This is a genomic window from Trinickia violacea, from assembly GCF_005280735.1.
GTDB classification, from domain to species: Bacteria; Pseudomonadota; Gammaproteobacteria; order Burkholderiales; family Burkholderiaceae; genus Trinickia_A; species Trinickia_A violacea.
Genome location: NZ_CP040077.1, coordinates 3,349,047 through 3,373,449, shown reverse-complemented (window position 1 = coordinate 3,373,449; position 24,403 = coordinate 3,349,047). Strand labels below are relative to the sequence as shown.

Here is a 24,403-nt window from a genome sequence, read left to right as displayed (position 1 = left end):
TAGATGATATGGTTGACATGGATGAATGAGCTGTCTATGATTCGCAGCATGGCCACGCGCCAGACACCCCGTGAACAAAACTGGAGACACTCAGATGAGCCAGGCAGCTCAAGAAGCACAGCAGGCTGATACGACGGCGGCCCACGCCGATCCGGCACGCAGGACGATTCACATCGTGCTGCACGAGGCGAAGGACACGGTGGGTGTCGCGGTCGTCGAGGGCATCAAGGCGGGCACGCAACTGAACGCGTGGATCATGGACGAGGACGAAATCGTCAGCGTCCCGGCGAAGCAGGACATTCCAATCGGTCACAAGGTAGCGCTCAAGGACATGGCCGTGGGCGACACCGTCTACAAGTACGGCGTGGATATCGGCAAGGTCGTGGCGCCGATCAAGGCGGGTGAGCACGCTCACGTTCACAACATCAAGACGAAGCGCTGGTAAGGCCTGGGCAGTCCGGCCGTGCGCCGCATTGCGCCGCCGGTCCCATGGCAATTGAGCCAGCCAGTTGAACCCCTCCCATACAGAGAAAGACACCATGAGCGTGATTGACCAGAACACCATTTTCCGCGGCTATCGCCGCTCGAACGGTCGCGTCGGCGTGCGCAACCACGTCATCATCCTGCCCGTTGACGACCTTTCGAATGCCGCTGCGCAAGCGGTCGAGCACAACATCAAAGGCACGATGGCGCTGCCGCATCCGTACGGCCGGCTCCAGTTCGGCGCCGACCTCGATTTGCATTTCCGCACGCTGATCGGCGCGGGCTGCAATCCGAATGTGGCCGGCGTGATCGTCATCGGTATCGAGGAAGGCTGGACCAAGCGCGTGGTGGACGGCATTGCGAAGTCGGGCAAGCCGGTGATGGGCTTCGGCATCGAACTGCACGGCGACCACGACACGATCATGCGCGCCTCCAAGGCCGCAAAGGAAATGGTGCAGTGGGCGACGACGCTCGAACGCGAGGAGTGCCCGATTGCCGATCTGTGGGTGTCGACGAAATGCGGCGAGTCGGATACGACCTCGGGCTGCGGCGCGAACCCGACGGTTGGCAACGCGTTCGACAAGCTCTACGGGCTTGGCACGACGCTCGTGTTCGGCGAGACCTCGGAGTTGACGGGCGGCGAACAGATCGTCGCGGCGCGCTGCGCGAACGACCAGGTGCGCGAGCGCTTCCAGTTCATGTTCGACCGCTATCAGGACATGATCAACCGCTGGAAGACCGACGACCTCTCCGAATCGCAGCCGACCAAGGGCAATATTGCGGGCGGCCTGACCACGATCGAGGAAAAGGCGCTCGGCAACATCCAGAAGATCGGCAAGAAGTGCCGCGTGGACGGCGTGCTCGACAAGGCCGAGGAGCCGACGCATTCGGGCTTGTGGTTCATGGATTCGTCTTCCGCGGCGGCGGAGATGGTGACGCTGTGCGCGGCCTCGGGCTTCGCCGTGCACTTCTTCCCGACGGGGCAGGGCAACGTAATCGGCAATCCGATCGTGCCGGTCATCAAGATCTGCGCGAATCCGCGCACCGTGCGCACGATGAGCGAGCACGTCGACGTCGATGTGTCGGGCCTGCTGCAGCGCGAGCAAAACCTCGATCAGGCGGGCGACAAGCTGCTCGAATCGATGCTCGCGACGGCGAACGGTCGCTGGACCGCGGCCGAAACGCTGGGCCATCGCGAGTTCGTGCTCACGCGTCTGTTTGAAAGCGCCTGAAACGCGGGAGACCATACCTCGCAAGCCCGCTCGTACGGCGGGCTTTGCGAACGCAGTTCCATTACAGTTGCGCGCACCGCTGCGCAAAAGGCCATGCGGATATGGCCGTCGAATCTGGACCACGGAAGTCCGCCCGCGGTGCGCGAAGCTGTCTCACCAAGCAGCAGCGAGTGGAGGAGATACCACCTTGCGCGTGCTCAGACATCTCTATGCCCAGGTCCTGATCGGACTGGCGGCCGGTATTCTCGTCGGCTATTTCTGGCCGCATTTCGGCGTCGAAATGAAACCCCTGGGCGATACGTTCATTCGCCTGATCAAAATGCTCATCACGCTGGTGATTTTCTGCACCGTGTCGCTGGGTATCGCACGGATGGAAAATCTCAAGCATGTCGGGCGAGTGGGCGTGAAGACGATCGTGTATTTCGAAGCCGTGACGACGCTCGCGCTCGTGATCGGGCTTGTGGTCGCGAACGTGCTGCATCCCGGTGAAGGGCTTAATATCGACCCGGCTACGCTCGATACGCAGGCCGTTAGCCACTACGTGAACGAAGCGCACGCGGCGGCCTCGCAAAGTTTTCTCGACGAGATCGTGCCGAATTCGGTGGTCGGCGCATTTGCGCGCGGTAACCTGTTGCAGGTCCTGCTGTTCTCGGTGCTGTTCGGCGTGGCGTTGTCGATCATGTCGCGCCGCAGCCGCTTCCTCTCGCGCGTGATCGAGCAGAGCGGCGAAGCGCTCATGCGTATCGTCGAGATGATCATGCGGCTTGCGCCGCTCGGTGCGTTCGGCGCCATGGCGTTCACGGTGGGCAAGTACGGCATCGGCACGCTACAGCAGTTAGGCTTGCTGATTGTGTGCTTCTATCTCACCAGCATTCTGTTCATCGTATTGGTGCTCGGCACGATCAGCCGCTGGGCGGGCGTCGGCTTGTGGCCGCTGCTCAATTATCTGCGCGAGGAGCTGCTCATCGTGCTCGGCACCTCGACCACGGAATCCGTGCTGCCGCGCCTGATGGAAAAGCTCGAGCGCCTGGGCTGCCCGAAGCCTGTCGTCGGTCTTGTGCTGCCAACCGGCTATTCATTCAATCTCGACGGCGCGGCCATCTATCTCACGATGACGTCGCTCTTCATCGCGCAGGCCACCAATACGCATCTTTCGCTGCTGCAGCAACTCGGCCTGCTCGCGATTTTGCTGTTGACCTCGAAAGGCGGCGCGGGCGTAGCGGGCGCGGCGCTGGTGGCGCTCACGGCCACGCTCTCCACGCACAACATCATTCCTGTTGCGGGTATCACGCTGATTATCGGCATCGACCGCGTGCTCAACGAGATTCGCGCGATCGTCAACATGATCGGCAATGCGGTGGCGACGATCGTGATCGCGCGCTGGGAAGGCGCGTTCGACGCCGAAGCGGCGCGCAAGGTGCTGGCCTCGCCGCGCGCCGTTCCTGGCGCAAGCGACGCGCAGTCCGAACCGGTCGAGAGCGTCAACGAAAGAAAGGCGCCCGCTTACGCACAGGAGCGCCCAAATTGAAAACCGAGCGCAAGAGAGTCGTCATCAGCGAGTTCATGGATGCGCCTGCAGTGGATTCGTTGCGGCGTCATTTCGACGTCCTTGCAGATGCCTCGCTCGTCGATGAACCCGACCGTCTGCGCGGTCTTCTGGTGGAAGCCGACGCCCTGATCGTGCGCAACCGGACCCAGGTCACTGCCGCACTGCTCGACGATGCGCCGCGCTTGTCGGTGGTGGGGCGGCTCGGTGTCGGGCTGGACAATATCGCGCTCGGCGCATGCAGGGAGCGCGGTGTGCAGGTGTTTCCGGCAACGGGCGCCAACGCGGCCGCCGTGGCCGAGTATGTGATCGCCACGTCGCTGCTGCTGCTGCGGGGCGCTTATCTGTCGAGCACTGCCGTCGCGCAGGGGCAGTGGCCGCGCAGCGCGCTCTCGAACGGGCGCGAAGCGGCGGGCGGCACGATGGCCGTGATCGGCTTTGGCGGCATCGGGCGTCTCGTCGCGCAGCTTGCGCGGGGTATCGGCATGGGGGTTGTGGGTTATGATCCGCAACTTCCCGCGGATGCGGCCTGCTGGCAGGAGACGGGCACGCGAGGCATGTCGTTCGACGACGCGCTGCGTGCCGCCGACGTCGTGACCGTTCACGTGCCGCTCGTCGAGACCACGCATAATCTGCTCGGCCCGGCGCAACTGAAGATGCTCAAACCCCATGCAGTCCTGATCAATACCTCGAGAGGGGGCGTGATCGATGAGAACGCCTTGGCCGACGCGCTGAGACAGGGCCGCCTTGGCGGCGCCGCGCTCGATGTGTTCGCCGACGAGCCGCTCAAGGCCGGTTCGCCGCTTGCGGGCGTGCCGAACCTGATTCTCACGCCCCACATTGCGGGCTTGACGATGCAATCGAACGCACGCGTGAGCTCGCTGGTCGCCTCGCGCGTGATGGATGCGTTGCTCGCGGGCGAGCATGACTCAACGACAACGAAGGAACTCTGATATGACGCGGATCTCGTCCAGCGATCTTCACGACCTTGCCACGCGCACGATGCTCGCCGCGGGCGCCACGCCGCGCACGGCCGAGGCCACCGCACGCGCGCTCGTCTATGCCGACGAACGCGGGCTGTCCTCGCATGGTGTCGCTCGTTTGCCGATGTATGTCGCGCAGTTGCGAAACGGCCGTGTCGATGCGAAGGCAAAGCCGGCGATCGTCGAGTCGCGCAACGCAGCCGTGTTGATCGACGCCGCGGACGGCATGGCGTTTCCCGCTTGCGAACTCGCCATCGAAACGCTCGTGGACCGCGCACGGGCTCACGGCAGCGCAGTCGTGAGCGTGAAGCGCAGCCACCATCTCGGCGCGGGTGCCTGGCATCTGGAGCCGGTCGGCGCGGCCGGCATGGTGGGGCTTGCGTTCAGCAACACGCCCGCTGCAATGCCGGCGTGGGGCGGACGGCACCCCGTTTTCGGCACCAATCCCCTGGCGGCCGTGTTCCCGCGCCGCGACGGCAAGCCATTGATGATCGACCTCTCGTTGTCCAATGTCGCGCGCGGCAAGATCATGGTCGCCGCCCGCGAAGGCAAACCGATTCCCGAAGGATGGGCGACTTCGCGCGACGGCCGGCCGACGACCGATGCGAAGGCCGCGCTGGAAGGCATGATGCTGCCATTCGGCGGCACGAAAGGGGCAATGCTCGCGCTGATGGTCGAATTGCTCGCGGCAGCGCTGGCAGGGGCGAACTTTGGCTACGAGGCAGGTTCGTTCCTGACCGAAGCGGGCGAGAAGTCGCGCGTAGGCCACCTGTTTTGGGCAATCGATCCGGGTGCGTTGGCGGGTAACGCGACGTATCTGTCACGCGTCGAGGCGTTGATCGAAGTGATGCTGCAAGACGCCGATGTGCGGCTGCCGGGGCAACGGCGGGGCGAACTCGCAGATACCGCCGCGCGTGACGGCATCGACGTTCCCGACAGCCTGCTCAATCAATTGCGAGCGTTGGCGGCGTGAGCGCGTGCGGCGATCGCCGCACGTCTCAGGTCTCGGTGAAATAACGCTTGATCGCGTCGGTGAATGCTGTACGGCTGTGCCTGGCGCGTTCGAGCAGGCCAACGTGGCGGCGCACGTCGACGCCGTCGAGCGCCATGACGCGGATGGCGCGATCGTTGTCGAAATCAACGTTCGCGAGTTTCGGAACTATCGAAATGCCGAAGCCCTGACGTACCAGCGCGACGATCGCTTCGACCGAGTTCAGTTCCATGGCCTCGTCGACCTCGATTTTGCATTGATCGAGCACGTTCTGCACAAGGTGCCCGGTCCACGTGCTGCGGTCGAAGCGCATGAACGGCGCATTGTGGAGGATTTCATCCTGATCCGGCGGCAGATCGAAGTGCGGCGCGGTTGGCATGATGAGGATCATCGGTTCCGAATACAGCGGCGTCCAAAGGAGCGTGGACGCGAGGGGATGCGGTGACTGCGTGACGACCGCTGCATCGAGTTCGCCGACTTCGACCTGGTGAGCGAAATCGCTGGACATGCCTGCTAGCAGATGCACATCGAGGCGCGGATGCTGCCCGCGTATCGACCATAAGGCATCCGCGAACGCACCCATCAGCGCGGAGACGAGTGCGCCGATTACGACCGTACCCGACATTTCGTCGCCGCCCGCGGAGACCTCCAGGAGTTCGTAGCGGCGAACGATTTCTTCGATCTCGGGAATGAGGGCGCGGCCAACCGGATTCAGCACGGCGGCGCGTGCGTTGCGGTCAAAAAGCTGAACATTGAGATCGCTTTCGAGCGCGCGTATTTGAAGGCCGATGGCGGCTGCGGTGAGCCCCACCTTATTGCCGGCGGCGGCAAAGGTGCCACATCGCGCGACGGAGAGGAATATTTTGAGGGTGCGAATGGATGGCATTGCTCGCGTTTTTCTCGCGTTCCGCGCAGAAGTCATGCTCGATTCGATACGCGAAATTTTACGCAACCTAAAGTATTTCCTGGTCTCAGGAAAACCATTACTGCGTTTATCTTTAGCAAGCTGCAAGCGACAATGGACGCAGCAACGCGGCCGAAATTTCAGGGCCTGTGCTGTTACCGCATCCCCCGCATTTCCCCACAACGCCACAAGTCGCACCGAGACCCTTCATCAATGACAGCCTGGTTGAATGCGCACATCGCTGCCTGCGCCATCGGAATCGGTGTCAGTTCGATCGCAGTGGCGGGAGGTGTCGTGGCGATCGCGTATCTGGTGTACGGGCTGACGGGTTTTGGTTCGTCCATCGTTGCCATACCGTTGCTCACGCAACTGGTGCCTCTGCGCACGGCAACCCCCGTCATGCTGGTGCTGGACCTCGTCGCCGGGATGCTCGTAGGCATGCGCAACCTTCAGTCTGTTCAGACACAGGAACTGAAACGGCTTGGACCGTGGCTGTGCATCGGGCTTTTGCTCGGTGTGAGCGTGCTGGTTTCGGTGCCGGAGAAGCCGCTCGAACTTGTACTCGGCGTGTGCCTGCTGGGCTACTCGCTCTGGAGGGTCACGTCGCGCAGCGAATTTCGCGAGATAGGCGGGCGCTGGGCACTTCCCCTGGGCTTTTTGGGTGGGTGCCTGACCGCAGTATTTGGTACCGGTGGTCCCGTCTATACGATTTATTTGACCGGTCGTCTGCGCGACCCCGACCAGCGACGTGCAACCATCAGCACACTGATTACCGCTACGGCTGTCGCGCGGCTCGCGCTCTTCGCGGTCTCCGGACTCTATAAAAACCCTGCTGTCCTGCCGCTCGCCAGTTTTCTGTTGCCTTGTGGCGCAGTCGGATTGCTCGCGGGCGCGAGGCTGCGCAGCGCCATTTCGGCGTCGCGCGTCCTGACGCTGCTCTGGATCGTTCTGATCGTCGCGGCTGTCAATTTGATCATTCGTTCCGTACCTGCTTTGTTCGGCTAGGCCACTTCCTCGCTGATGCCGATTCACACCCGGTTCAACTTAAACAAGGAGTAGACGATGATTCACGCGGTATCGCATGAGCGCGAAGACACGGTTGGCGTTGCCGTGGTGGAGGGCATCAAGGCGGGCCTGGCATTGAGTGCCTGGATCATGGACGACGACGAGGTAGTCGCCATCGTCGCTCAACAGGACATTCCGATCGGTCACAAGGTGGCGCTCAAGGACATGGCCGTGGGCGACACCGTCTACAAATATGGCGTCGATATCGGCAAGGTTGTAGCACCCATCAAGGCGGGCGAGCACGCTCACGTCCACAACATCAAGACGAAGCGCTGGTAAAGCGGCAGTCAAAATTGAATGCATGAGACGGCCTGGAACCATTCGCCCGGTAGAGGCGATCGCCAGGTTGTTGCCACAACTGGTCAGAGTGCTGGGTCTGCGCGGCCCGGCATCTTTCTCGCCAAAGTCGCGTGTACGCGGCGTGCGGTGAGATCAAGGAGACACCATGTTGCGTCGTTTTTGCAGGCATATCTACGTTCAGGTCCTGATCGCCATCCTGATCGGGATCGCAGTCGGACATTTTTTCCCGACATTTGCCCAATCCCTGAAGCCGCTGTCCGACGCATTCATCCGTCTGATCAAGATGATTACGCCGCCGCTGATCTTCACCACGATCGTATGCGGAGCATCGCAGATTGGAGAGATGCGAACGTTGGGGCGCATCGCGGGCAAGACGATTATCTATTTCGAGGTCGTGACCACGCTTGCCTTGCTCATCGGCATGTTGATGGTGAATTTGATTGGCCCGGGTGTCGGCATGAATCTCCAGCCAGGCACGGCTGATGTTCACGTGCTGGCGCAATACCAGACGGAAGTGCACCACGGTGGCGGCCTCACGGGCTTCTTCCTCAACATCATCCCTTCGAGTTTCCTGAGTCCGTTTGCTTCGGGCGACATGATTCAGATCGTCGTGATTGCCTGTTTGTTCGCAGTTGGGTTGTCCTATATCGGCGAGAAGGGGCAGCCCGTTTTGACGTTCTTCGAAGCGGTGTCGGAGGTGCTCTTCAAGATTGTCGGCTTCATCATGAAGCTTGCACCGCTCGGCGCGTTGGGAGCGATGGGCTTTGCAGTCGGGAAATATGGATTGTCTGCATTGAATTCGCTCGGCATGCTACTCGTGACGATTTATGTGGCAACGATATTTTTCCTCGTGGTCGTGCTGGGCACCATCTGCAGGATGAGCGGTTTCAGGCTGCTTCGATTGCTCAATTATTTGAAGGGGGAAATTCTTCTCGTTCTTGCCACGACGTCGTCTGAATCGGTGTTCCCACAGTTGATCCGAAAGCTCGAAGGCATGGGGTGCCCGAAGCAGGTCGTCGGCATCGTGATGCCCATGGGCTATTCCTTCAACCTCGACGGAACCTGCGTGGCCCAGGTGATCTGCGCGATGTTCATCGCTCAGGCCTATAACGTGCCGTTGTCCTGGGGAGACCAGATCGGGCTGATGGTTCTTTCGATGATCAGCTCGAAGGGCGCGGCCGGTGTATCGGGCGCAGGATTCGTCACGCTGCTCGCCACGCTCACGGCGTTCAAACAGATTCCTATTGAAGGCGCAGCGCTCATTCTAGGCGTGGACCGCTTTATTTCCGAAGTGCGGGCCGTCACCAACATGATAGGCAATGCCGTTGCCACGCTCGTGGTTTCCGGACTCGAAAAAGAGCGCGACAACGCACAAATGGCCACCGTGCTGAAGCTTCGGCGCGTGCGCAGTGAGGCATAGGAAATCTTTGTCTGAACGCCAGAATTATTCGATTTTTCTTGATGACAAATTGCTGAACAATCGATGTACGAAACCCGTTCAATCGTACTGCGTCAGCAGCCAATCGAGAGGCATCGTGAATACCGACAAACTTCGAGTCAGAGTCTGGAGAAGTGCAACCGCAGGGCTTGCCGCCTATGATGTGCCGCGCTACGAAAGTCAGACGGTGCTGGACGTCGTGACGTTCATTCAGCGGCAATTGCAGCCCGACCTTGCATATCGGTTTGCCTGCCGCGTGGGGATGTGCGGGTCCTGTGCGATGAACGTCAACGGCAAGGCACGCTGGACGTGCCGCACGCACGTTTCGAAAGTTGCGGTGAACGATGAACTGGAGATCGCGCCGCTCTCGAACCTGCCCGTCATCAAGGACCTCGTGACCGACATGAGTGACTTCTTCGACAAGTGGAGCCGGGCGAAGGGGCAGTTTTCGGGAAGTCGTACGCGCCACGACGATTTCGCCACGGTGAGTCCCGAGAGCACGCAACGTAAGGCAGCGGACGCGGGAATCGAGTGTATCGGTTGCGGCGTGTGTTATTCGTCTTGCGACGTCGTGACGTGGCGTCCGGATTACCTGGGGCCGGCTGCGCTGAACCGCGCATGGACGCTCGTCAACGACGAACGCGACACGCAAACGCTCGAACGCCTGCGCGCCGTGGCCGGCGATGCGGGCTGTCACTCGTGTCATACACAGGCCACGTGTACGGAACGTTGTCCGAAGCATCTTTCACCGACAGCCGGGATTGCCGGCCTCAAGCGGATGACGATGAAGGCGGCGCGCGAAGGAGACCTGTAATGCAAGGGATATCGCTTCGCACCCAGGCTCGTCTTTGGTACTGGCAGCGCATGAGTGCGAGTGTGCTCGCGCTCTGCGTCTTCGTTCATCTGGGCGTCATCATCTATGCCGTTCATAGCGGATTGAGCGCATCGGCCATCCTCGGCCGCACGCGCGGAAACCTGCTGTTTGGCGCCTTCTATACGGTATTCGTCGTGGCGTGCGCGATCCATGTGCCTGTCGGTCTGCTCAGAATCGCGGAAGAATGGCTGCACTGGCGCGGAAAGCCTGCACAGGTCACCTGTCTCGCGTTTTCAGCAGGCCTCGCGCTGATGGGGTTGCGGGCTGTTTATGGAGTCATATTGTGATGCGAAAGAACGATTATCGTGCCCGCACGCATCCTGCCTGGTGGGCCTTTCTCGTGCATCGCCTTTCGGGTCTCGCGCTGGCCCTGTTCTTGCCGGTTCACTTCTGGGCACTCGGGCATGCCATAGCGGGAGAGGCCTCTCTCGACGGCTTTCTGCATGTGACCGACCTGCCGCTCTTCAAGTTTGGCGAGTGGGGACTCGTGGTTCTCCTCTCGCTTCACATGATGGGCGGCATTCGCCTGCTGCTCATCGAATTTCTGCCGTGGACAGGCTTGAGGAAAAACTGGCTCGCCTTTGGTTTGGGAGCGAGCACCTGCACGGGCCTCGCATTCCTGCTCGCGCTGATTCATTAGTGCCGTGTCTTGAGCGTCCACATCAGGCCAAACCCCACAATCAGTTTTACCAATCCGGAAGAGACGGTCATGAAACTTGATCTCGACATCGTCGAGGAAGCCTCGAAGGAACTGTATATCCGCGCCCTCAAGTTGCTCCCGCCCGACGTGAAAGATGGCATTGAACGACTTTCCGCTAGTGAAACGTCGCCGGTAGCACAGCGGGTTCTCGAGACGATGCGCACCAATATCCGTGTGGCCGAAGATACGGAGAACCTGCTTTGCCAGGATACGGGCATCCCCATTTACAACGTCGCGCTTGGCCGCAATGTTGAATTCGACGGATTCGAATTGAAAGCCGCTATTCGCAAAGGCTGCGAGCGCGCCACAAGGGAGCACCCGCTGCGTTCGTCGGTCGTGCATCCGCTCACGCGCAAGAACAATCACACGTCGTGCGGCATCGAGGTTCCCGTCATTCACGTCGACTTCACGGACGAGAACGAGTCCGCAACCATCGAGATGGTGCCGAAAGGAAGCGGCTCGGAGAACAACTCTTTCCTGAAGATGGCAGTGCCCGCCGAGGGTATCGACGCGATCAAGATGTTTGTCGTCGACTGTGTGATCTCGGCAGGCGGCAAGACGTGTCCGCCGACTATCGTGGGCGTGGGCCTCGGTGGCACGTCCGATTTATCTATTGCGCTGGCCAAGCGCGCCGCCACGCGCGCGCTGGGCACCCGTTGCGCAGATCCCGAAGGCGCAACGCTCGAGCGCGAGCTGACCGAAGCGGTGAACCGTCTCGGGGTAGGGCCGCAGGGTCTGGGGGGAGATAGTACGGCGTTCGCAGTGCATATCGAACTGGCATCGACGCACATCACGATGAATCCCATTGCGGTCAACATGCAATGTCACTCCGCGCGACGCGCGAAGGTGCTGCTTACCAAAGACGGTCTCACTTACGGGTTCTGAAATGGCTCACTACGACCTCTATACCCCCGTCGACGAGTCGCAGATCCGCAAGCTGCGGGTGAACGATACGGTGACATTGCATCAAACGCTTTTCGGCATTCGCGATGCCACGCAGATCCATTTGTTCGACAAAGGGCGCACGACGGAATTCGACCTTCGCGGGCACGCGGTCATTCACACCGCCCCCAACGTGCGCAAGGTAGCGCCGAGCGCAGAATTTCCGGCGGGATATCAACCGGTCTGCATAGGCACGACCACGTCGGACCGCATGGAGCGCTTCACGCGCCCGCTGATGGAGCAGTACGGCGTACGCATGATCGTTGGAAAAGGTGGCTTGCGCGAAGGATCGAAGTCGGCGTTCCAGGAGCTGGGCGGCGTCTACCTGGCGATCATCGGCGGCACTGCGGCGCTCGAAACGACGTGGATCAAGAAGATCGAAGCCGTCGATCTGGACGACCTCAATCCGGAGTCGCTCTGGAAATTCAGGATCAGTGGCTTCGGTCCGCTGCTCGTGGCCATGGACAGTCATGGCAGCAGCCTTTACGACGAAGTCAAGGGCAACACCGCCTCGCGGCGCGCGGAAGTGCTCGAAAGCCTGGGAGTCCAGAGAAAATGAATATTGAGCGCGTCAAGACAGATATCCTGATTCTGGGATCGGGCGGCGCGGGTCTCTTTGCCGCGCTTCACGCGCACAAAGCGGCGCCGGATCTTTCCATCACCGTTGCAGTGAAGGGGCTGCTCGGGAAGTGCGGCTGCACGCGCATGGTGCAGGGCGGCTACAACGTCGCGCTGGCCCCTGGCGATTCGGTCGAGCGTCACTTCATGGACACGATTGAAGGAAGCAAATGGTTGTCCAACCAGGACCTCGCCTGGGCGTTGGTGAGCACGGCAGTCGAGCGCGTGCGCGAACTCGAAAACGAGCTCGGATGTTTTTTCGACCGCAACCCGGACGGGTCGATTCATCAGAAAGCGTTCGCGGGTCAGACGTTCGATAGAACGGTCCACAAAGGCGACCTGACCGGAATCGAGATCATCAACCGGTTGGCCGAGCAGGTGTGGAGCCGCGGCATCCATCGCCTGGAGGAGCACCGGGCCATCGAGCTGATCAAGACCGCCGACGGCAAGCATATCGCGGGCGTGTTGATGATCGACATGCGCACGGGCAGGTTCGTATTCGTGCAGGCGAGGGCGGTGCTGCTCGCAACGGGCGGCGGTCCGACGATGTACAAGTTCCATACGCCGTCGGGGGACAAGAGTTGCGATGGACTCGCGATGGCGTTGCGCGCGGGCCTCACGCTGCGCGATATGGAAATGGTGCAGTTCCATCCTACGGGTCTGCTTGCCGGCAGTCACACGCGGATGACCGGAACGGTGCTTGAGGAAGGACTCCGCGGCGCAGGCGGGCACCTGTTGAACGGCTCGAAAGCGCGGTTCATGGATAGCTATGACAAGCGCGGCGAACGTGCGACGCGCGACATCGTTTCGCGCGGCATCTATTCCGAAATGCGCGCGGGGCGAACTTCGCCCAATGGCGGGGTATACATCCAGATGAGTCACCTCGGCCCGGACAAGGTCCGCAAGCAGTTCAAGGGCATGGTGGAGCGTTGCGCGGATTGCGGGTTCGACCTCGCGGGTGGGCTCGTCGAAGTGGTGCCGACCGCGCACTACATGATGGGCGGCGTCACGTTCCAGCCGGACTGCAGCACCGAGTTGCGCGGGCTCTTCGCTGCGGGAGAAGACACGGGCGGCGTGCACGGAGCGAATCGGCTGGGTGGCAATGGTGTGGCGAATTCCACCGTGTTCGGCGGCATTGCAGGCGAGAACATGGCGAAGTGGGCAAAAGCGCAAGGGCAGTTTCGGGAACCCGATTCGCTTGCCATCGAAAGCGCAATCAAGGATGCCGAAACCCCCTTCACCAAAAACGGAAAAGGCCTTGAGGGCATCCGGGAGTCGCTCTACGAATGCATGTGGACGCACGTCGGCATCATTCGCGATCGCGATGGACTCTTGCGGGCACGCAGGGCCCTGGGCGAACTGTTCGAGCGTTTGATGCTGACTGGCGTCGTCGATGGCGATCGCGCATTCAACGCACAGTGGCACGACTGGCTGAACCTGAAGAACCTGATTGCAGTGAGCCAGATCATCACCGAGGCGGCCATATCCCGCGAGAATTCGCGGGGCGCTCATTTCCGTGAAGATTATCCGGACGCCGGCGATCTGGAGATGTCCGCTTACACGACGATTCAAAAACGTGATGGAGACGTCGAGATCAAACAGGAGCCAGTGATATTTAGCCGGGTACGGCCGGGAGAAACGATTCTTTGCGAGCAGATCACGCAATGAGCGGTGCCGCGTTGTCAGCGCATTTCCGAATACTGCTTTGCTATCCAGCTTGAATCGAGCCAGTGCCGATCCATACTATTTCTAACGGAGACAACGCAATGCCCCCCAATTTCATTCGCACACTTCGGCGCGGGTTCGTGCTCGCTGCCGCACTTTCTACTGTCCTGCAAGCGCAGTCGGCCGCTCATGCAGAAGACGCGTGGCCTTCCCAGCCGATCCGGATCATTGTTCCCTTCTCTGCCGGCGGTTCGACTGATGTGCTGGCCCGAACGATCGGCCAGGGATTGGGGACGATGTGGAAGCAGTCCGTCGTGATCGACAATCGTCCCGGCGCAGGCGGCATGATTGCGGCTGAAGTCGAGGCGAAGTCTGCGCCTGACGGGTATACGTTGATGCTGGCGTCGGGGAGCATGTTCACCGTCAATCAATATATCTACAGAAAGCTCCCCTACACGGCCAAGGATTTCAGCTATATCACGACGGTCGCGAGCAATCCGATGGTCGTTGCCGTTGCGCCCTCGCTGCCCGTTTCGAATGTAAAAGAGCTTATTGCATATGGGAAAACGCAACATCCAAAGTTGAACTTTGGTTCGGCCGGTATCGGGAGCCAGGTTCACATGGCCGACGAAGCGTTCTCGGGCGCGGCGGGCATTCCAATGGTTCACGTGCCCTATAAGGGCGAGGTGCTTGCGCTGAACGATCTGATGGCGGACCGCGTGCAGGTCGTGTTGCCCAACATCGCAGCGGCGATGCCCTTCATGAAGGGCAAGACGATCAAGGTGATTGCCGTGACCGGCGACCATCGCTCAACTGCGTGGCCCGATATTCCGACCGTGAGCGAAGGCGGGTTGCCCGGTTTCAATGTGACGGGCTGGTTCGCCCTCGTGGCGCCGGCCGGCACGCCAGCGAACGTCATCAACAAGATTCAGCAAGATACCGTGAAAGTGCTCGCACAGCCTGACACTCGGCAACACCTGGCCGTGCTCGGTATGGACCCCGTGGGCGACACACCTCAGCAACTTCAGGCCAGGATAGCCACGGAATCGGCGAAGTGGCAAAAGGTCGTGAGCACGAGCCATATCAGTGCAAATTGAAGCGCATCCCCAGTACCGGGCCGGCTGATGGAGCGATATGAAAAAGGTACTCGCCTGAACTTCTGATTACTGAATTTCGTTGTTGTTAAGCCCGCCGGATGCCATATCCTGGCGGGCTTTTCATTTCGTCGGGTGTTTCTCGGCCCGTATCGCAAGCGCAATGGCCAGGCCGGGACGTTAGTGCGGAATCGCGCTCCGATTGACGGCCGCCTTCAGATCGCTGACGTCGTCATGCAACTCGAGCATCCAGGGGTAATCGTACTGTTCGTGCAATTTCTGGCGGGCTGATCCTTAAATCTCATATGGATCAACGATTTGCACATTCTTCGATTGCGCGAAAACTATGGCGCCGCCGAGCCTTGCTGCGGGAGGCTCTGCATGCGACTACCGCCAGATTTCGCACGAAAAGTACGATTACCCCATTTCGAAAGATCGGCGTTGCCAGCGCAATGCGGGGAGCGAAAAGCGTTTAGGAAGCGCGGCTTTTGAAAGACGGCGCTGCAACCCCTTCGATCATGATGTTCACGCATGCTGGCAGCTTCGAGCGCTGTGCTGCCTGCGCCTGTTCGACCGCATCTTTCAGGTCGTCAGCACGCTCGACGAACGCACCCGCACCACCGAAAGCCTCGGTTACGCGATCGTAGCGTCCCGGCAGCAACTCGCAGCCGATCAAACGCTCAGGGCCATAGCTGCGTAACTGGATCTGATACTCGGCGTTCCAGCGCGCATCATTGCCAACCACGGCGACGAAGGGTAATCCATAACGCACCGCGGTATCCATTTCTGCCGCGTGAAAGCCGAACGTGCCATCCCCCATTACGGCAACCACGGGTGCTTCAGGGTGCGCAACGCGAGCAGCCAGCGCGAACGGAAGCGCAGCGCCGATCGCCCCGGCAACGCCATTGATCACGCGATTGGGCGCGCGCAGACACGCTTGCGCCCACTGCCCGAATTCGCCGCCGTCCGAGACGAAAACGGCATCGGGATGGCTGTCGAGCAACGCCTGGAACGGCGCGAGCGCCTGAACAGGATGAACACGTTTTTCGAGCGACGATGACGCCGTGCGCCATTGCTCGGGCCGCCATGCAATCGCGCCCCGTACGTCGCGCGCCCATCGTTCATCGCACTTGCCGGCATTGCGGCCAACGGTAGCCAGCATGTCGAGTGCGGGGAAGCTGTCCGCGACAGCGGTACCGATCAATCGCTCAGCCACTGCGCGACGCGTGCGCGCAATCTCTTGCGGCTCCGGGTCGATCTGGAGAAACGTGCAGTCCGGCGCAAACGCGGGCGATTTTCCGAAGGCCAACGTGAAATCCATCCGCTTGCCCAGCAACATCACGCGGTCGGCCTGCGCGAGCATTTCGGCGAAAGCGCCGAGGCTCGGATCGTTGATGCCTCGCGGGCTCTCCATGCCAACGACCGGCACGCCAAGCGCCGCCGCGAGCGTGCCGATCCGTTCGCGGCCAGCGCGGGTCATGCATGCCGGACCCACGAGGATCAGCGGGCGCGATGCGTCGGCCAGGCTTGAGACGAGGCGCGCGGCCGTTGTGTCGTCAAGCACCTGCCTCACCGGCGAAAAACATTCGCCATTGACCTCATCGTGCACGTGCGCTGCGCCCTCCAGTACATCCGTTGGAAGGCTCAGGTGAACGGGCCCGGGCCGCCCTGCCAGCGCGGCGCAAATCGCGTGGGCCAGTTCATCGGCGAGAGTATGCGGATGCTGTGCGGTGGCCGCCATCTTCACGAGCGGCGCTGCGACATCCGCCTGCCGCATCTCCTGAAATGCGCCCATGCCCAACTGGTCGTGCGGCGCGTGCCCGGAGAGAAGCAGAACCGGCGACTCCGCCATCTGCGCCGTATAGAGCGCCGAAACCGCGTTGGCGTGACCGGGGCCGCCAGTCACCAACGCCACGCCCACTTTGCCCGTCAACCGGGCATAGGCGTCGGCCATGTGCACGGCCGCGGCCTCATGGCGCGTGTGGAACAACTCGATACCCGCGCCAATGCATGCGTCGAACACCGGCATGATGTGGTTTCCCGACAAGGTGAAGATGTGCTTCACCCCTGCTTTCGACAACGCCTTGACCAGCGCGTCAGCGCCACGGCATGCAATCGACATTGCGATATCTCCTGTTCATGACCTGTTGAGTCCCGCGTTAAATGGGTGTCGAGTGAATTATTCGCGTCATCGATCACGGCGAAAAGTCAGTAATTCTTGAAGTCAACCCAAGATCTGCTGCATCTCGCGCGCGATGCGCAGACACCCATGTTTTCCCTGATGGCAATCCCAAGGCTAACACATTACATTTCCACTCATACATATGAGTTGTATGACTGTGTCGAACAGGCAACGCTCCTTACGACGCTTTACGCGCGCCGCTGACACAGCCCACTTCGATTCGTAGTGCTACCTTTTGCCCGGCCGCGCATGGGCCGGGCTACGCTGCCGGATCTTGCTCTCCAGACTTCATGCGCCGGGCGGCGCTGCGAATGCCAATCGCTCAGGCGGCGGAGGTGTGCGTTGAACCTCAGACTTTCTTTCAGTAAGGATTACTACGCGGGCGCACTGATGGTCGTCATCGGTGTGAGCGCCGCATACGCCGGTATGTCCTATGATATCGGATCGCTGACGAACATGGGTGCGGGTTTCTTCCCCGTGGCAGTGGGCACGCTTCTGGCCGTTGTCGGCATTCTGATCGCGGTGGCCGCGAAGGATCTGCCCGAATCCGCTTCGAGCCCGCCGGACGCGCACTCGCGAATGCCCGACCTGCGCGGCGCCGTTTGCATCATCACAGGCACGCTCGCCTTCATCCTGCTCGGCAAATACGGCGGCTTGATTCCCGCCACATTCGCAATCGTCTTCATTTCCGCGCTCGGAGACCGCACCAATACCCTGTTTCGCGCAGCTGCGTTGTCGATCGTCATGTGCGCGATCGCCCTCGTTGTCTTCTCATGGGCGCTAAAACTTCAGTTGGCGCCGTTTGCCTGGGGATAGTGAGCAACATGATCGAACAATCCTTGCACGACCTTCTATACGGCTTCTCGGTTGCGCTTCAAGGCACCAACCTGATGTGGTCGTTCTTCGGCGTCCTCGTGGGCAACATGGTGGGCGTGCTGCCGGGCATGGGCGCGCTGTCGGCCATATCCATCCTGTTGCCGCTGACCTATGTCATGCACCCTGTACCGGCGATCCTGATGCTCGCCGGTATTTTCTACGGATCGCAATATGGCGGCGCGATCGGCGCCATTCTGCTCAATCTTCCCTCTCACCCTCCGCATGCGATTACCTGCCTCGACGGGTATCCGATGGCCAAGGCCGGCAGAGGCGGCGCGGCGCTTGGCATCACGATGCTGAGTTCGTTCTTTGCGGCCTCGACCGGCATCATTCTGATGATTTTCGCTTCGCCCTTGCTCACGGCCATGGCATTCAAGTTCGGCCCCGCGGAAATCTTCTCCGTCATGCTGCTGGGTCTGCTCGCCGGTTCGACGATGTCGCGGGGCTCGGCGCTCAAAGGCGTCGCCATGACGCTTTTCGGCCTGCTTTGCGGCATGGTCGGCACCGATGTCAACACGGGCACGTTCCGCTTCACGTTTGGCCTGACCGACATGAACGACGGGCTCGAACTGGTTGCCATCGCCATGGGACTCTTTGGCGTGGCCGATTTTCTCTGCAACGTCAACAGAATGCAGGTGTCGAGCAAGTCGCTCAGCGTGCGCTTCAAGGACATGCGCCCCACGCGTGAGGAACTCAAAGCCACCTTCTGGCCAATGACACGCGGGACGGCCGTGGGCGCGCTGTTCGGCGCCATGCCCGGAACTGGCCCGACGATTACGACGTTCGTCGCCTATGCGCTGGAGCGTAAGCTCTCCAGGAATCCTCAGGCGTTCGGCACCGGTGTGATTGCCGGCGTCGCGGCGCCCGAAGCGTCGTCGCACTCGAAAACGCAGGTCGACTTCATTCCGACGATGAGCCTCGGTATACCCGGCGATCCCGTGATGGCGCTCATTCTGGGCGCGCTCATCATCCAGGGCATCACGCCTGGACCTCAGTTGATCTCCGAGCATCCCGATATCTTCTGGGGGCTCATTGCAAGTTTCTGGATCGGAAATATTCTTCTCGTTTTGCTAAACGTGCCGATGATCGGCGTGTGGGTCAAATTGCTCCGGTTGCCCTACCGCTATCTCTTTCCGTCCGCGATGTTCTTTATTGCCGTTGGCGTATTCAGCACCCAGAACAGCCTTTTCGAAGTGTGGCAAGTTCTGGCGTTCGGCTTGATCGGCACCGTCTTCAACTACCTTGGATTCTCCGTTGCGCCGATCCTGCTAGGCTTCGTTCTCGGGCCAATGATCGAGGAAAACTTCCGCCGCGCATTGCTCATTTCGCACGGGAATATGTCCATTTTTGTGGATCGGCCCATCAGCTGCGGATTTCTCGTTGCCTCGCTGTTGCTCGTCGTGATGGTCACGCTATCTGCGCAACGCAACCGCCACCGCGCAAGCAAGACGGAACGCAGGCATTCAGGCGCAGCGCCAGCTGAAATGCCTCGGGCAAGCAGCGATTAAACGGGGCGGCATTGGTACCGTTCGGCCGCAATTTTCCCGGACGGTACCGCCGATCGGGGTAATCGTACTTTTCGTGCGAAATCTGGCGGTAGTCGCATGCAGAGCCTCCCGCAGCAAGGCTCGGCGGCGCCATAGTTTTCGCGCAATCGAAGAATGTGCAAATCGTTGATCCATATGAGATTTAAGGATCAAACCGCCAGAAATTGCACGAACAGTACGATTACCCCTGGCCACGCCTGCGTTTAGGTATGAAATGGAACGTAGGAGAAGTGCTGCACGTCGGCAATTGGACCTTGGTCCTACACGCGGCGAGCGGGATTCGGCCGACGGCGGCCGCGCGGTTCCCGACGAGGTCACGGCGTCAGAGCCCATCCAGCATCCCGTTTGATCGGGCATCCTCTCACACCGACCAGCATCCACCGGACACTCGGCGCATCTGGATGGCGGATGACCGGTCAGCGCTCCCTAGCGGAGGCGCCAATGTCGATCAGCGAATGGCCACTTCGGCCGACAACCCGCCTGACGGCATTGATCGGAAAGCGCCTCCGACTTGGTACAGGACCGGCGTTGGAGTGGATTGCGAAGGCGCCGGTCGGATTTGAGACTCTTGCGAGTCGGGCAGCCGATTGCGGTGATAACGGCAGTTACTTCGGCTAGCCGAACCCGCACTCGCGGATCGGGGTGGTCGAGGCCAGACGCGGGTGTAGTTCTCGACAGGGCGATTCGGTCCCGCCAGAAGACCCTTGCATGCGAGCCGGGCCGGATATGGAACGGGCGCGCCTTGAACAATTGCAAAAAAAACGGCCCGCACCCTGGCGGACCCGTTTCGGGTGGACCGCAGGCGGGCGGCCAGTCAACCGCCAGCCCCGTCTGCGTCTCGTTTTGCGGTCACGTGTCGCTAACACGGGTCACGTCTCCATGATATTCACTGCGCCGGCGTCCGGTGGAATTTCTATCAATTTCGCGCGGGGGAATATTTTCTGTTCCCGCGCTTCCGCCATTGCGCGACCGAGCGGCGGCCGGTAGGGTGACGCCTTCAGTCAACAGGAGAGCGTCAATGAACAAACAGGAACTGGTCGAAGCGGTCGCCGCAGCAACGGGCGGAAGCAGGGCCGCAACGGGCGAAGCGATTGATGCGTTCATCGCGGCGGTCATCGATGCTGTCATGAAAGGCGAGACCGTTCAACTGATTGGCTTCGGCTCGTTTTCAACTGGCGCGCGTGCCGCGCGCGTGGGCCGCAACCCGGCGACGGGTGCAGAGATCCAGATCCCCGCCGCAAAGACCGTAAAGTTCACCTCCGGGAAGGCGTTCAAGGATGCGGTCAACCAGTAAGCGTCGGCAATGACCGTTTCACGGACCCGACATCGCACGGGGTTGGCGGATTGCTCCACTTCACCGCGTGCGGCACCGTCCGATTGGATTGCGCGGAACCCCCACGCAGCACCCTAGCTTCGTCGGTGCACGTCGATAGGGCGATGCCGATGGCCGGCAACCGTACCGCGTACTAGCCTGCGTTTTCTGGCTGCGCGGACAAAAAAACGGTCATGAGCGTGACCGCGCTTTATGGCTGCTGCATCATGGCGAAGCGGCGCCCGTCCGGGAATCCGCCCGTTTCATTGCCATTTCAAACATACCGTTATGCGCCGTATCGTCGTTCGTAGTTCCCCCGTGCATGGCCGCGGTGTCTTCGCGGTCGCCCATATCGAGACCGGGACATTGATACTCGAATACAAAGGAAAGCTGGTCTCGTGGAGGCGTGCACAACGTGACCATGCACGGTCCGTTGCTGAGCATGGCCACACTTTCTATTTCGGGCTGGACGATGGCCGCGTAATTGATGGCGCGCAGGGAGGGAATTCTGCCAGGTGGCTCAATCATAGTTGCTCTCCAAACTGTGAGGCCGAACAGGACGGGGATCGGGTGTTCATCCGGACGACCCAACCTGTCGAAAAAGGCACTGAGCTTTACATCGATTATCAGTTGCAGGTCGAAGGGCGCGGGACTGCGGGGGTCACACGAGCGTATGCGTGCAGCTGTCGTGCAGCCGGCTGTCGCGGCACCATGCTCTCGGACTGACGGCGTGTTCGGTTGATAGCGGATCGCGCCATTTACCATTCCCCGCCGGATGGTAAAAACCGCCCCAACCAACTTACCGGTCGCAAGCACGACGGGCGGCGCGAGATCGGACAGTGCACCGAGAGCGACGCGCGAGCCTTCTTCGCCAGGCTCCCATGCAGCACGAACAGTGGTTGCACCATTTCATTCAGAGCCTGCTGTAGGCTTTCGAGATGGTCCGTCTACTCGGGAGGTACCAGCACGTTGCACCCCTGCCGGTGTCACGTTCCCGGGACGGTCGCGTACATGAAAGCGGGTCCCGCACAGGCACATCCAACGCACAGATCTACCACCGCTGCACCGGCACGTGGCCGCGGCTTCCCTTGATCTTGTTGTTCTCGTCGACGAACACCAGGTCCGGCGTCCAGCCGGCCTTGAGTTCCGCTTCGTCGACCATCGCGAACGCGGCGATGATCACGAGATCGCCCAACTGCGCACGCCGAGCCGCCGACCCGTTGAGCGAGATCATCCCGGTGCCGCGCTCGCCCTTGATCGCATACGTCGAGAAACGCTCGCCGTTGTTGATGTTCCAGATGTCGATCCGCTCGTTCTCGACGATGTTCGCCGCTTCGAGCAGGTCTTCGTCGATCGCGCACGAGCCTTCGTAGTGCAGTTCGCAGTGCGTGACGGCGGCCCGGTGAATCTTCGACTTCAACATATGGCGCTGCATGATCTTTCCTTCGGACTTCGTTTGACTTGAGAGCGGCGGGGCGGCGGATCGGTGCGTGATGCCCGGCGCTGCCCGTCAGATTTCGAGGTTGTCGATGAGGCGCGTCGCGCCGAGCTTCGCGGCGGCGAGCACGACGAGCGGCGCCTCGATTTCGTGGGCGGCCGGCGGCAGCAGGTTCGAGCGCTTGCGCACCGCGATGTAATCGGGCTTCCAGCCGCGCGCGGCGAGGCTCGTCATCGCGTCCTTCTCGATCGCGGCGAAATCGCGGTTGCCCGAGAGCACGGCCTCGCGAACGCGTCCGAGCGTGATGGCCAGCATCGGCGCCTCGGCGCGTTCCGTCTCGCTCAAGTAGCGGTTGCGCGAGCTGAGGGCGAGGCCGTCGGTGTCGCGCACCGTTTCGGCGGCGACGATGTCGGTCGGCAGCGCGAACTGGCTGCACATCTGCCGCACGATCATCAGCTGCTGGTAATCCTTCTTGCCGAACACCGCGACGCGCGGCTGTACGCACGACATCAGCTTCATCACGACCGTGCAGACACCGGTAAAGAAGCCCGGGCGGAACTCGCCTTCGAGGATGTCGCCCAAATCGGTCGGCGGATGCAGACGGTATTCCTGCGGCTCCGGGTACATATCGCGCTCGGTCGGCGCGAACAGCACGTAGACGTTTTCCTTCTGAAGTTTCTCGATATCGGCTTCGAGCGTGCGCGGATATTTGTCGAAATCCTCGTTCGGGCCGAATTGCAGGCGGTTCACGAAGATGCTCGCGACGACCGGGTCGCCGTGCTGGCGCGCGAGCCGCATCAGCGACAGATGCCCCTCGTGGAGATTGCCCATCGTCGGCACGAACGCCGTGCGATTCTGGCCGCGCATCTGGCCTCGTAGCTCATCAATCGAGGAAATGATCTTCATGGAAACGGGTGTGCAGGGATGAATTCACTGATTACGGTCAGCATTAGGCGCGAGGGTGGTTGGAACTGGCACATGCACCCAGCCTTCCATCAGCACGCGCGCGCTGCGGCTCATGATGGCCTTCGTCACGGTCCATTCGCCGTTGGCTTGAGCGGCCTCGGCGCCGACCCGCAAAGTGCCCGACGGATGGCCGAAGCGCACCGCGTTGCGCTCGCCGCCGCCGGCCGCGAGATTGACCAGCGTGCCCGGTATCGCAGCAGCCGTGCCGATCGCGACCGCCGCCGTGCCCATCATCGCGTGATGGAGCTTGCCCATCGACATCGCGCGCACGAGCAGATCGACATCCGCGGCCGCCACGCGCTTGCCGCTCGACGCGACGTAGTCCGCGGGCTGCGCGACGAACGCGACTTTCGGCGTGTGCTGCCGCGTCGCGATTTCGTTCAAGTCCTTGATCAAACCCATGCGCAGCGCGCCGTTGGCACGAATGGTCTCGAACTTCTTGAGCTCGTCGGCATCGCCGTTGATCGCGTCCTGCAGCTCGGTGCCCGTGTAGCCGATGGCCTCGGCGTTCACGAAGATCGTCGGGATGCCCGCGTTGATCATCGTGGCTTTCAGCGTGCCGACACCCGGCACGTCGAGGTCGTCGACCAGGTTGCCGGTCGGGAACATCGCGCCGCCGGCGCCTTCTTCCTCGGCAGCCGGGTCCATGAACTCGAGCTGCACTTCGGCGGCGGGAAAGGTCACGCCGTCGAGTTCGAAGTCGCCGGTTTCCTGCACGGCGCCTTCGGTGATCGGCACGTGCGCAATGATGGTCTTGCCGATATTGGCCTGCCAGATGCGCACGACGGCCACGCCGTTCTGCGGCACACGGCTCGAATCGACGAGCCCCGCGCTGATCGCAAACGGCCCGACAGCGGCGGAGAGGTTGCCGCAATTGCCGCTCCAGTCGACGAAGGCTTTATCGATAGAGACCTGTCCGAACAGGTAATCGACGTCGTGATCGGGCTTGCTGCTCTTCGAAATGATGACCGTCTTGCTCGTGCTCGACGTCGCGCCGCCCATGCCGTCGATCTGCTTGCCGTACGGGTCCGGGCTGCCGATCACGCGCAGCAGCAGCGCATCGCGCGCCGCGCCCGGCACGCGGGCCGCTTCGGGCAAATCCTGCAGGCGGAAGAACACGCCTTTGCTGGTGCCGCCGCGCATATAGGTGGCGGGAATCTTGATCTGGGGTACGTGGGGCATGGGGTGGGTGTCCTGATGAAACGGAAACGGCGGGCGGCACTTTTTTGCGCCGCCCGCAGATGATG

The 24,403-nt window shown here is 61.3% G+C and carries 24 protein-coding genes; 19 read left to right on the top strand and 5 right to left on the bottom strand.

Annotated features, from left to right (window positions below; translation table 11 throughout):
* Nucleotides 1–94 precede the first annotated feature (94 nt).
* The 5 genes from FAZ95_RS15420 to FAZ95_RS15400 all read left to right on the top strand — a co-directional run bounded on the left by FAZ95_RS15420 (nt 95) and on the right by FAZ95_RS15400 (nt 5,217).
* Entirely contained in the window at nt 95–445 is a 351-nt protein-coding gene (locus FAZ95_RS15420; protein WP_437437704.1) for a UxaA family hydrolase, read from the top strand.
* Nucleotides 446–539: 94 nt separating this feature from the next.
* A complete protein-coding gene (locus FAZ95_RS15415) occupies nt 540–1,715 on the top strand; it encodes a UxaA family hydrolase (RefSeq protein WP_137333249.1) in 1,176 nt (391 codons plus the stop codon).
* A 187-nt stretch (nt 1,716–1,902) separates the two neighbouring features.
* Entirely contained in the window at nt 1,903–3,243 is a 1,341-nt protein-coding gene (gene dctA, locus FAZ95_RS15410; RefSeq protein ID WP_137333248.1) for a C4-dicarboxylate transporter DctA, read from the top strand.
* Nucleotides 3,244–3,278: 35 nt separating this feature from the next.
* Nucleotides 3,279–4,214, top strand: a complete 936-nt coding sequence (locus FAZ95_RS15405; protein ID WP_137334574.1) for a hydroxyacid dehydrogenase — start codon at nt 3,279–3,281, stop codon at nt 4,212–4,214.
* Between the two features lies 1 nt (nt 4,215).
* On the top strand, nt 4,216–5,217 hold the full coding sequence (locus FAZ95_RS15400) for an Ldh family oxidoreductase (RefSeq protein ID WP_137333247.1): 1,002 nt from the start codon (nt 4,216–4,218) through the stop codon (nt 5,215–5,217).
* 25 nt (nt 5,218–5,242) lie between these two features.
* Here FAZ95_RS15400 and FAZ95_RS15395 read toward each other — a convergent pair whose 3' ends face one another.
* On the bottom strand, nt 5,243–6,247 hold the full coding sequence (locus tag FAZ95_RS15395) for a LysR family transcriptional regulator (RefSeq protein WP_254699721.1): 1,005 nt from the start codon (nt 6,245–6,247) through the stop codon (nt 5,243–5,245).
* Between the two features lie 105 nt (nt 6,248–6,352).
* Here FAZ95_RS15395 and FAZ95_RS15390 point away from each other — a divergent pair, with 105 nt between their 5' ends.
* The 10 genes from FAZ95_RS15390 (at nt 6,353) to FAZ95_RS15345 (ending at nt 14,838) form a co-directional block, all read left to right on the top strand.
* Nucleotides 6,353–7,144, top strand: coding sequence for a sulfite exporter TauE/SafE family protein (locus tag FAZ95_RS15390; RefSeq protein ID WP_175425621.1), 792 nt, complete (start codon nt 6,353–6,355; stop codon nt 7,142–7,144).
* A gap of 57 nt (nt 7,145–7,201) precedes the next feature.
* Nucleotides 7,202–7,483, top strand: a complete 282-nt coding sequence (locus tag FAZ95_RS15385) for a UxaA family hydrolase (protein WP_137333245.1) — start codon at nt 7,202–7,204, stop codon at nt 7,481–7,483.
* A 166-nt stretch (nt 7,484–7,649) separates the two neighbouring features.
* Nucleotides 7,650–8,924 (top strand): C4-dicarboxylate transporter DctA, encoded by a 1,275-nt coding sequence (gene dctA, locus FAZ95_RS15380; RefSeq protein WP_137333244.1) that lies wholly within the window; start codon nt 7,650–7,652, stop codon nt 8,922–8,924.
* 115 nt (nt 8,925–9,039) lie between these two features.
* Nucleotides 9,040–9,756: a succinate dehydrogenase/fumarate reductase iron-sulfur subunit gene (locus FAZ95_RS15375; protein WP_137333243.1), complete on the top strand. Its 717-nt coding sequence runs from the start codon at nt 9,040–9,042 to the stop codon at nt 9,754–9,756.
* Nucleotides 9,756–10,103 (top strand): succinate dehydrogenase/fumarate reductase transmembrane subunit, encoded by a 348-nt coding sequence (locus tag FAZ95_RS15370; protein WP_137333242.1) that lies wholly within the window; start codon nt 9,756–9,758, stop codon nt 10,101–10,103. The genes FAZ95_RS15375 and FAZ95_RS15370 overlap by 1 nt, the downstream gene beginning before the upstream one ends.
* A complete protein-coding gene (gene sdhC, locus FAZ95_RS15365; RefSeq protein ID WP_137333241.1) occupies nt 10,103–10,456 on the top strand; it encodes a succinate dehydrogenase, cytochrome b556 subunit in 354 nt (117 codons plus the stop codon). Before FAZ95_RS15370 ends, sdhC begins: the two co-directional genes overlap by 1 nt.
* A 69-nt stretch (nt 10,457–10,525) precedes the next feature.
* Nucleotides 10,526–11,401 carry a fumarate hydratase gene (locus tag FAZ95_RS15360; protein WP_137334572.1) on the top strand — a complete coding sequence of 292 codons (876 nt, stop codon included), beginning with the start codon at nt 10,526–10,528 and terminating at the stop codon, nt 11,399–11,401.
* 1 nt (nt 11,402) lies between these two features.
* A complete protein-coding gene (locus FAZ95_RS15355) occupies nt 11,403–12,017 on the top strand; it encodes a fumarate hydratase C-terminal domain-containing protein (RefSeq protein WP_137333240.1) in 615 nt (204 codons plus the stop codon).
* On the top strand, nt 12,014–13,744 hold the full coding sequence (locus tag FAZ95_RS15350; protein ID WP_137333239.1) for an L-aspartate oxidase: 1,731 nt from the start codon (nt 12,014–12,016) through the stop codon (nt 13,742–13,744). Before FAZ95_RS15355 ends, FAZ95_RS15350 begins: the two co-directional genes overlap by 4 nt.
* A 137-nt stretch (nt 13,745–13,881) precedes the next feature.
* Nucleotides 13,882–14,838: a Bug family tripartite tricarboxylate transporter substrate binding protein gene (locus FAZ95_RS15345; protein WP_254699720.1), complete on the top strand. Its 957-nt coding sequence runs from the start codon at nt 13,882–13,884 to the stop codon at nt 14,836–14,838.
* A gap of 469 nt (nt 14,839–15,307) precedes the next feature.
* Here FAZ95_RS15345 and FAZ95_RS15340 read toward each other — a convergent pair whose 3' ends face one another.
* Nucleotides 15,308–16,957: a thiamine pyrophosphate-binding protein gene (locus tag FAZ95_RS15340; protein WP_137333237.1), complete on the bottom strand. Its 1,650-nt coding sequence runs from the start codon at nt 16,955–16,957 to the stop codon at nt 15,308–15,310.
* A 450-nt stretch (nt 16,958–17,407) separates the two neighbouring features.
* On the opposite strand from FAZ95_RS15340, the gene FAZ95_RS15335 reads away from it, so the two are divergent.
* The 4 genes from FAZ95_RS15335 to FAZ95_RS15320 all read left to right on the top strand — a co-directional run bounded on the left by FAZ95_RS15335 (nt 17,408) and on the right by FAZ95_RS15320 (nt 21,478).
* The gene (locus tag FAZ95_RS15335; protein ID WP_137333236.1) at nt 17,408–17,833 is read left to right on the top strand and encodes a tripartite tricarboxylate transporter TctB family protein; all 426 of its coding nucleotides are present in this window, start codon (nt 17,408–17,410) and stop codon (nt 17,831–17,833) included.
* Between the two features lie 8 nt (nt 17,834–17,841).
* Nucleotides 17,842–19,401, top strand: coding sequence for a tripartite tricarboxylate transporter permease (locus FAZ95_RS15330; protein WP_137333235.1), 1,560 nt, complete (start codon nt 17,842–17,844; stop codon nt 19,399–19,401).
* A gap of 1,057 nt (nt 19,402–20,458) precedes the next feature.
* Nucleotides 20,459–20,734 carry an HU family DNA-binding protein gene (locus FAZ95_RS15325; RefSeq protein ID WP_137333234.1) on the top strand — a complete coding sequence of 92 codons (276 nt, stop codon included), beginning with the start codon at nt 20,459–20,461 and terminating at the stop codon, nt 20,732–20,734.
* A 306-nt stretch (nt 20,735–21,040) separates the two neighbouring features.
* On the top strand, nt 21,041–21,478 hold the full coding sequence (locus FAZ95_RS15320) for an SET domain-containing protein (protein ID WP_137334571.1): 438 nt from the start codon (nt 21,041–21,043) through the stop codon (nt 21,476–21,478).
* Between the two features lie 325 nt (nt 21,479–21,803).
* On the opposite strand, the gene panD is transcribed toward FAZ95_RS15320, so the two are convergent.
* The 3 genes from panD to prpF all read right to left on the bottom strand — a co-directional run bounded on the left by panD (nt 21,804) and on the right by prpF (nt 24,338).
* Nucleotides 21,804–22,187: an aspartate 1-decarboxylase gene (panD, locus tag FAZ95_RS15315; protein WP_137333233.1), complete on the bottom strand. Its 384-nt coding sequence runs from the start codon at nt 22,185–22,187 to the stop codon at nt 21,804–21,806.
* A gap of 75 nt (nt 22,188–22,262) precedes the next feature.
* Nucleotides 22,263–23,096 (bottom strand): pantoate--beta-alanine ligase, encoded by an 834-nt coding sequence (gene panC, locus FAZ95_RS15310; RefSeq protein WP_137333232.1) that lies wholly within the window; start codon nt 23,094–23,096, stop codon nt 22,263–22,265.
* A gap of 24 nt (nt 23,097–23,120) precedes the next feature.
* Nucleotides 23,121–24,338, bottom strand: a complete 1,218-nt coding sequence (gene prpF / locus FAZ95_RS15305) for a 2-methylaconitate cis-trans isomerase PrpF (RefSeq protein WP_137333231.1) — start codon at nt 24,336–24,338, stop codon at nt 23,121–23,123.
* Nucleotides 24,339–24,403 lie beyond the last annotated feature (65 nt).

Coding starts and splice junctions, on each gene's coding strand:
- FAZ95_RS15420 (WP_437437704.1), top strand. CDS start 95: ATGAGCCAGGCAGCTCAAGAAGCACAGCAGGCTGATACGACGGCGGCC.
- FAZ95_RS15415 (WP_137333249.1), top strand. CDS start 540: ATGAGCGTGATTGACCAGAACACCATTTTCCGCGGCTATCGCCGCTCG.
- FAZ95_RS15405 (WP_137334574.1), top strand. CDS start 3,279: ATGGATGCGCCTGCAGTGGATTCGTTGCGGCGTCATTTCGACGTCCTT.
- FAZ95_RS15400 (WP_137333247.1), top strand. CDS start 4,216: ATGACGCGGATCTCGTCCAGCGATCTTCACGACCTTGCCACGCGCACG.
- FAZ95_RS15390 (WP_175425621.1), top strand. CDS start 6,353: ATGACAGCCTGGTTGAATGCGCACATCGCTGCCTGCGCCATCGGAATC.
- FAZ95_RS15385 (WP_137333245.1), top strand. CDS start 7,202: ATGATTCACGCGGTATCGCATGAGCGCGAAGACACGGTTGGCGTTGCC.
- dctA (WP_137333244.1), top strand. CDS start 7,650: ATGTTGCGTCGTTTTTGCAGGCATATCTACGTTCAGGTCCTGATCGCC.
- FAZ95_RS15370 (WP_137333242.1), top strand. CDS start 9,756: ATGCAAGGGATATCGCTTCGCACCCAGGCTCGTCTTTGGTACTGGCAG.
- sdhC (WP_137333241.1), top strand. CDS start 10,103: ATGCGAAAGAACGATTATCGTGCCCGCACGCATCCTGCCTGGTGGGCC.
- FAZ95_RS15360 (WP_137334572.1), top strand. CDS start 10,526: ATGAAACTTGATCTCGACATCGTCGAGGAAGCCTCGAAGGAACTGTAT.
- FAZ95_RS15355 (WP_137333240.1), top strand. CDS start 11,403: ATGGCTCACTACGACCTCTATACCCCCGTCGACGAGTCGCAGATCCGC.
- FAZ95_RS15350 (WP_137333239.1), top strand. CDS start 12,014: ATGAATATTGAGCGCGTCAAGACAGATATCCTGATTCTGGGATCGGGC.
- FAZ95_RS15340 (WP_137333237.1), bottom strand. CDS start 16,957: ATGTCGATTGCATGCCGTGGCGCTGACGCGCTGGTCAAGGCGTTGTCG.
- FAZ95_RS15335 (WP_137333236.1), top strand. CDS start 17,408: ATGGTCGTCATCGGTGTGAGCGCCGCATACGCCGGTATGTCCTATGAT.
- FAZ95_RS15330 (WP_137333235.1), top strand. CDS start 17,842: ATGATCGAACAATCCTTGCACGACCTTCTATACGGCTTCTCGGTTGCG.
- FAZ95_RS15325 (WP_137333234.1), top strand. CDS start 20,459: ATGAACAAACAGGAACTGGTCGAAGCGGTCGCCGCAGCAACGGGCGGA.
- FAZ95_RS15320 (WP_137334571.1), top strand. CDS start 21,041: ATGCGCCGTATCGTCGTTCGTAGTTCCCCCGTGCATGGCCGCGGTGTC.
- panD (WP_137333233.1), bottom strand. CDS start 22,187: ATGCAGCGCCATATGTTGAAGTCGAAGATTCACCGGGCCGCCGTCACG.
- panC (WP_137333232.1), bottom strand. CDS start 23,096: ATGAAGATCATTTCCTCGATTGATGAGCTACGAGGCCAGATGCGCGGC.
- prpF (WP_137333231.1), bottom strand. CDS start 24,338: ATGCCCCACGTACCCCAGATCAAGATTCCCGCCACCTATATGCGCGGC.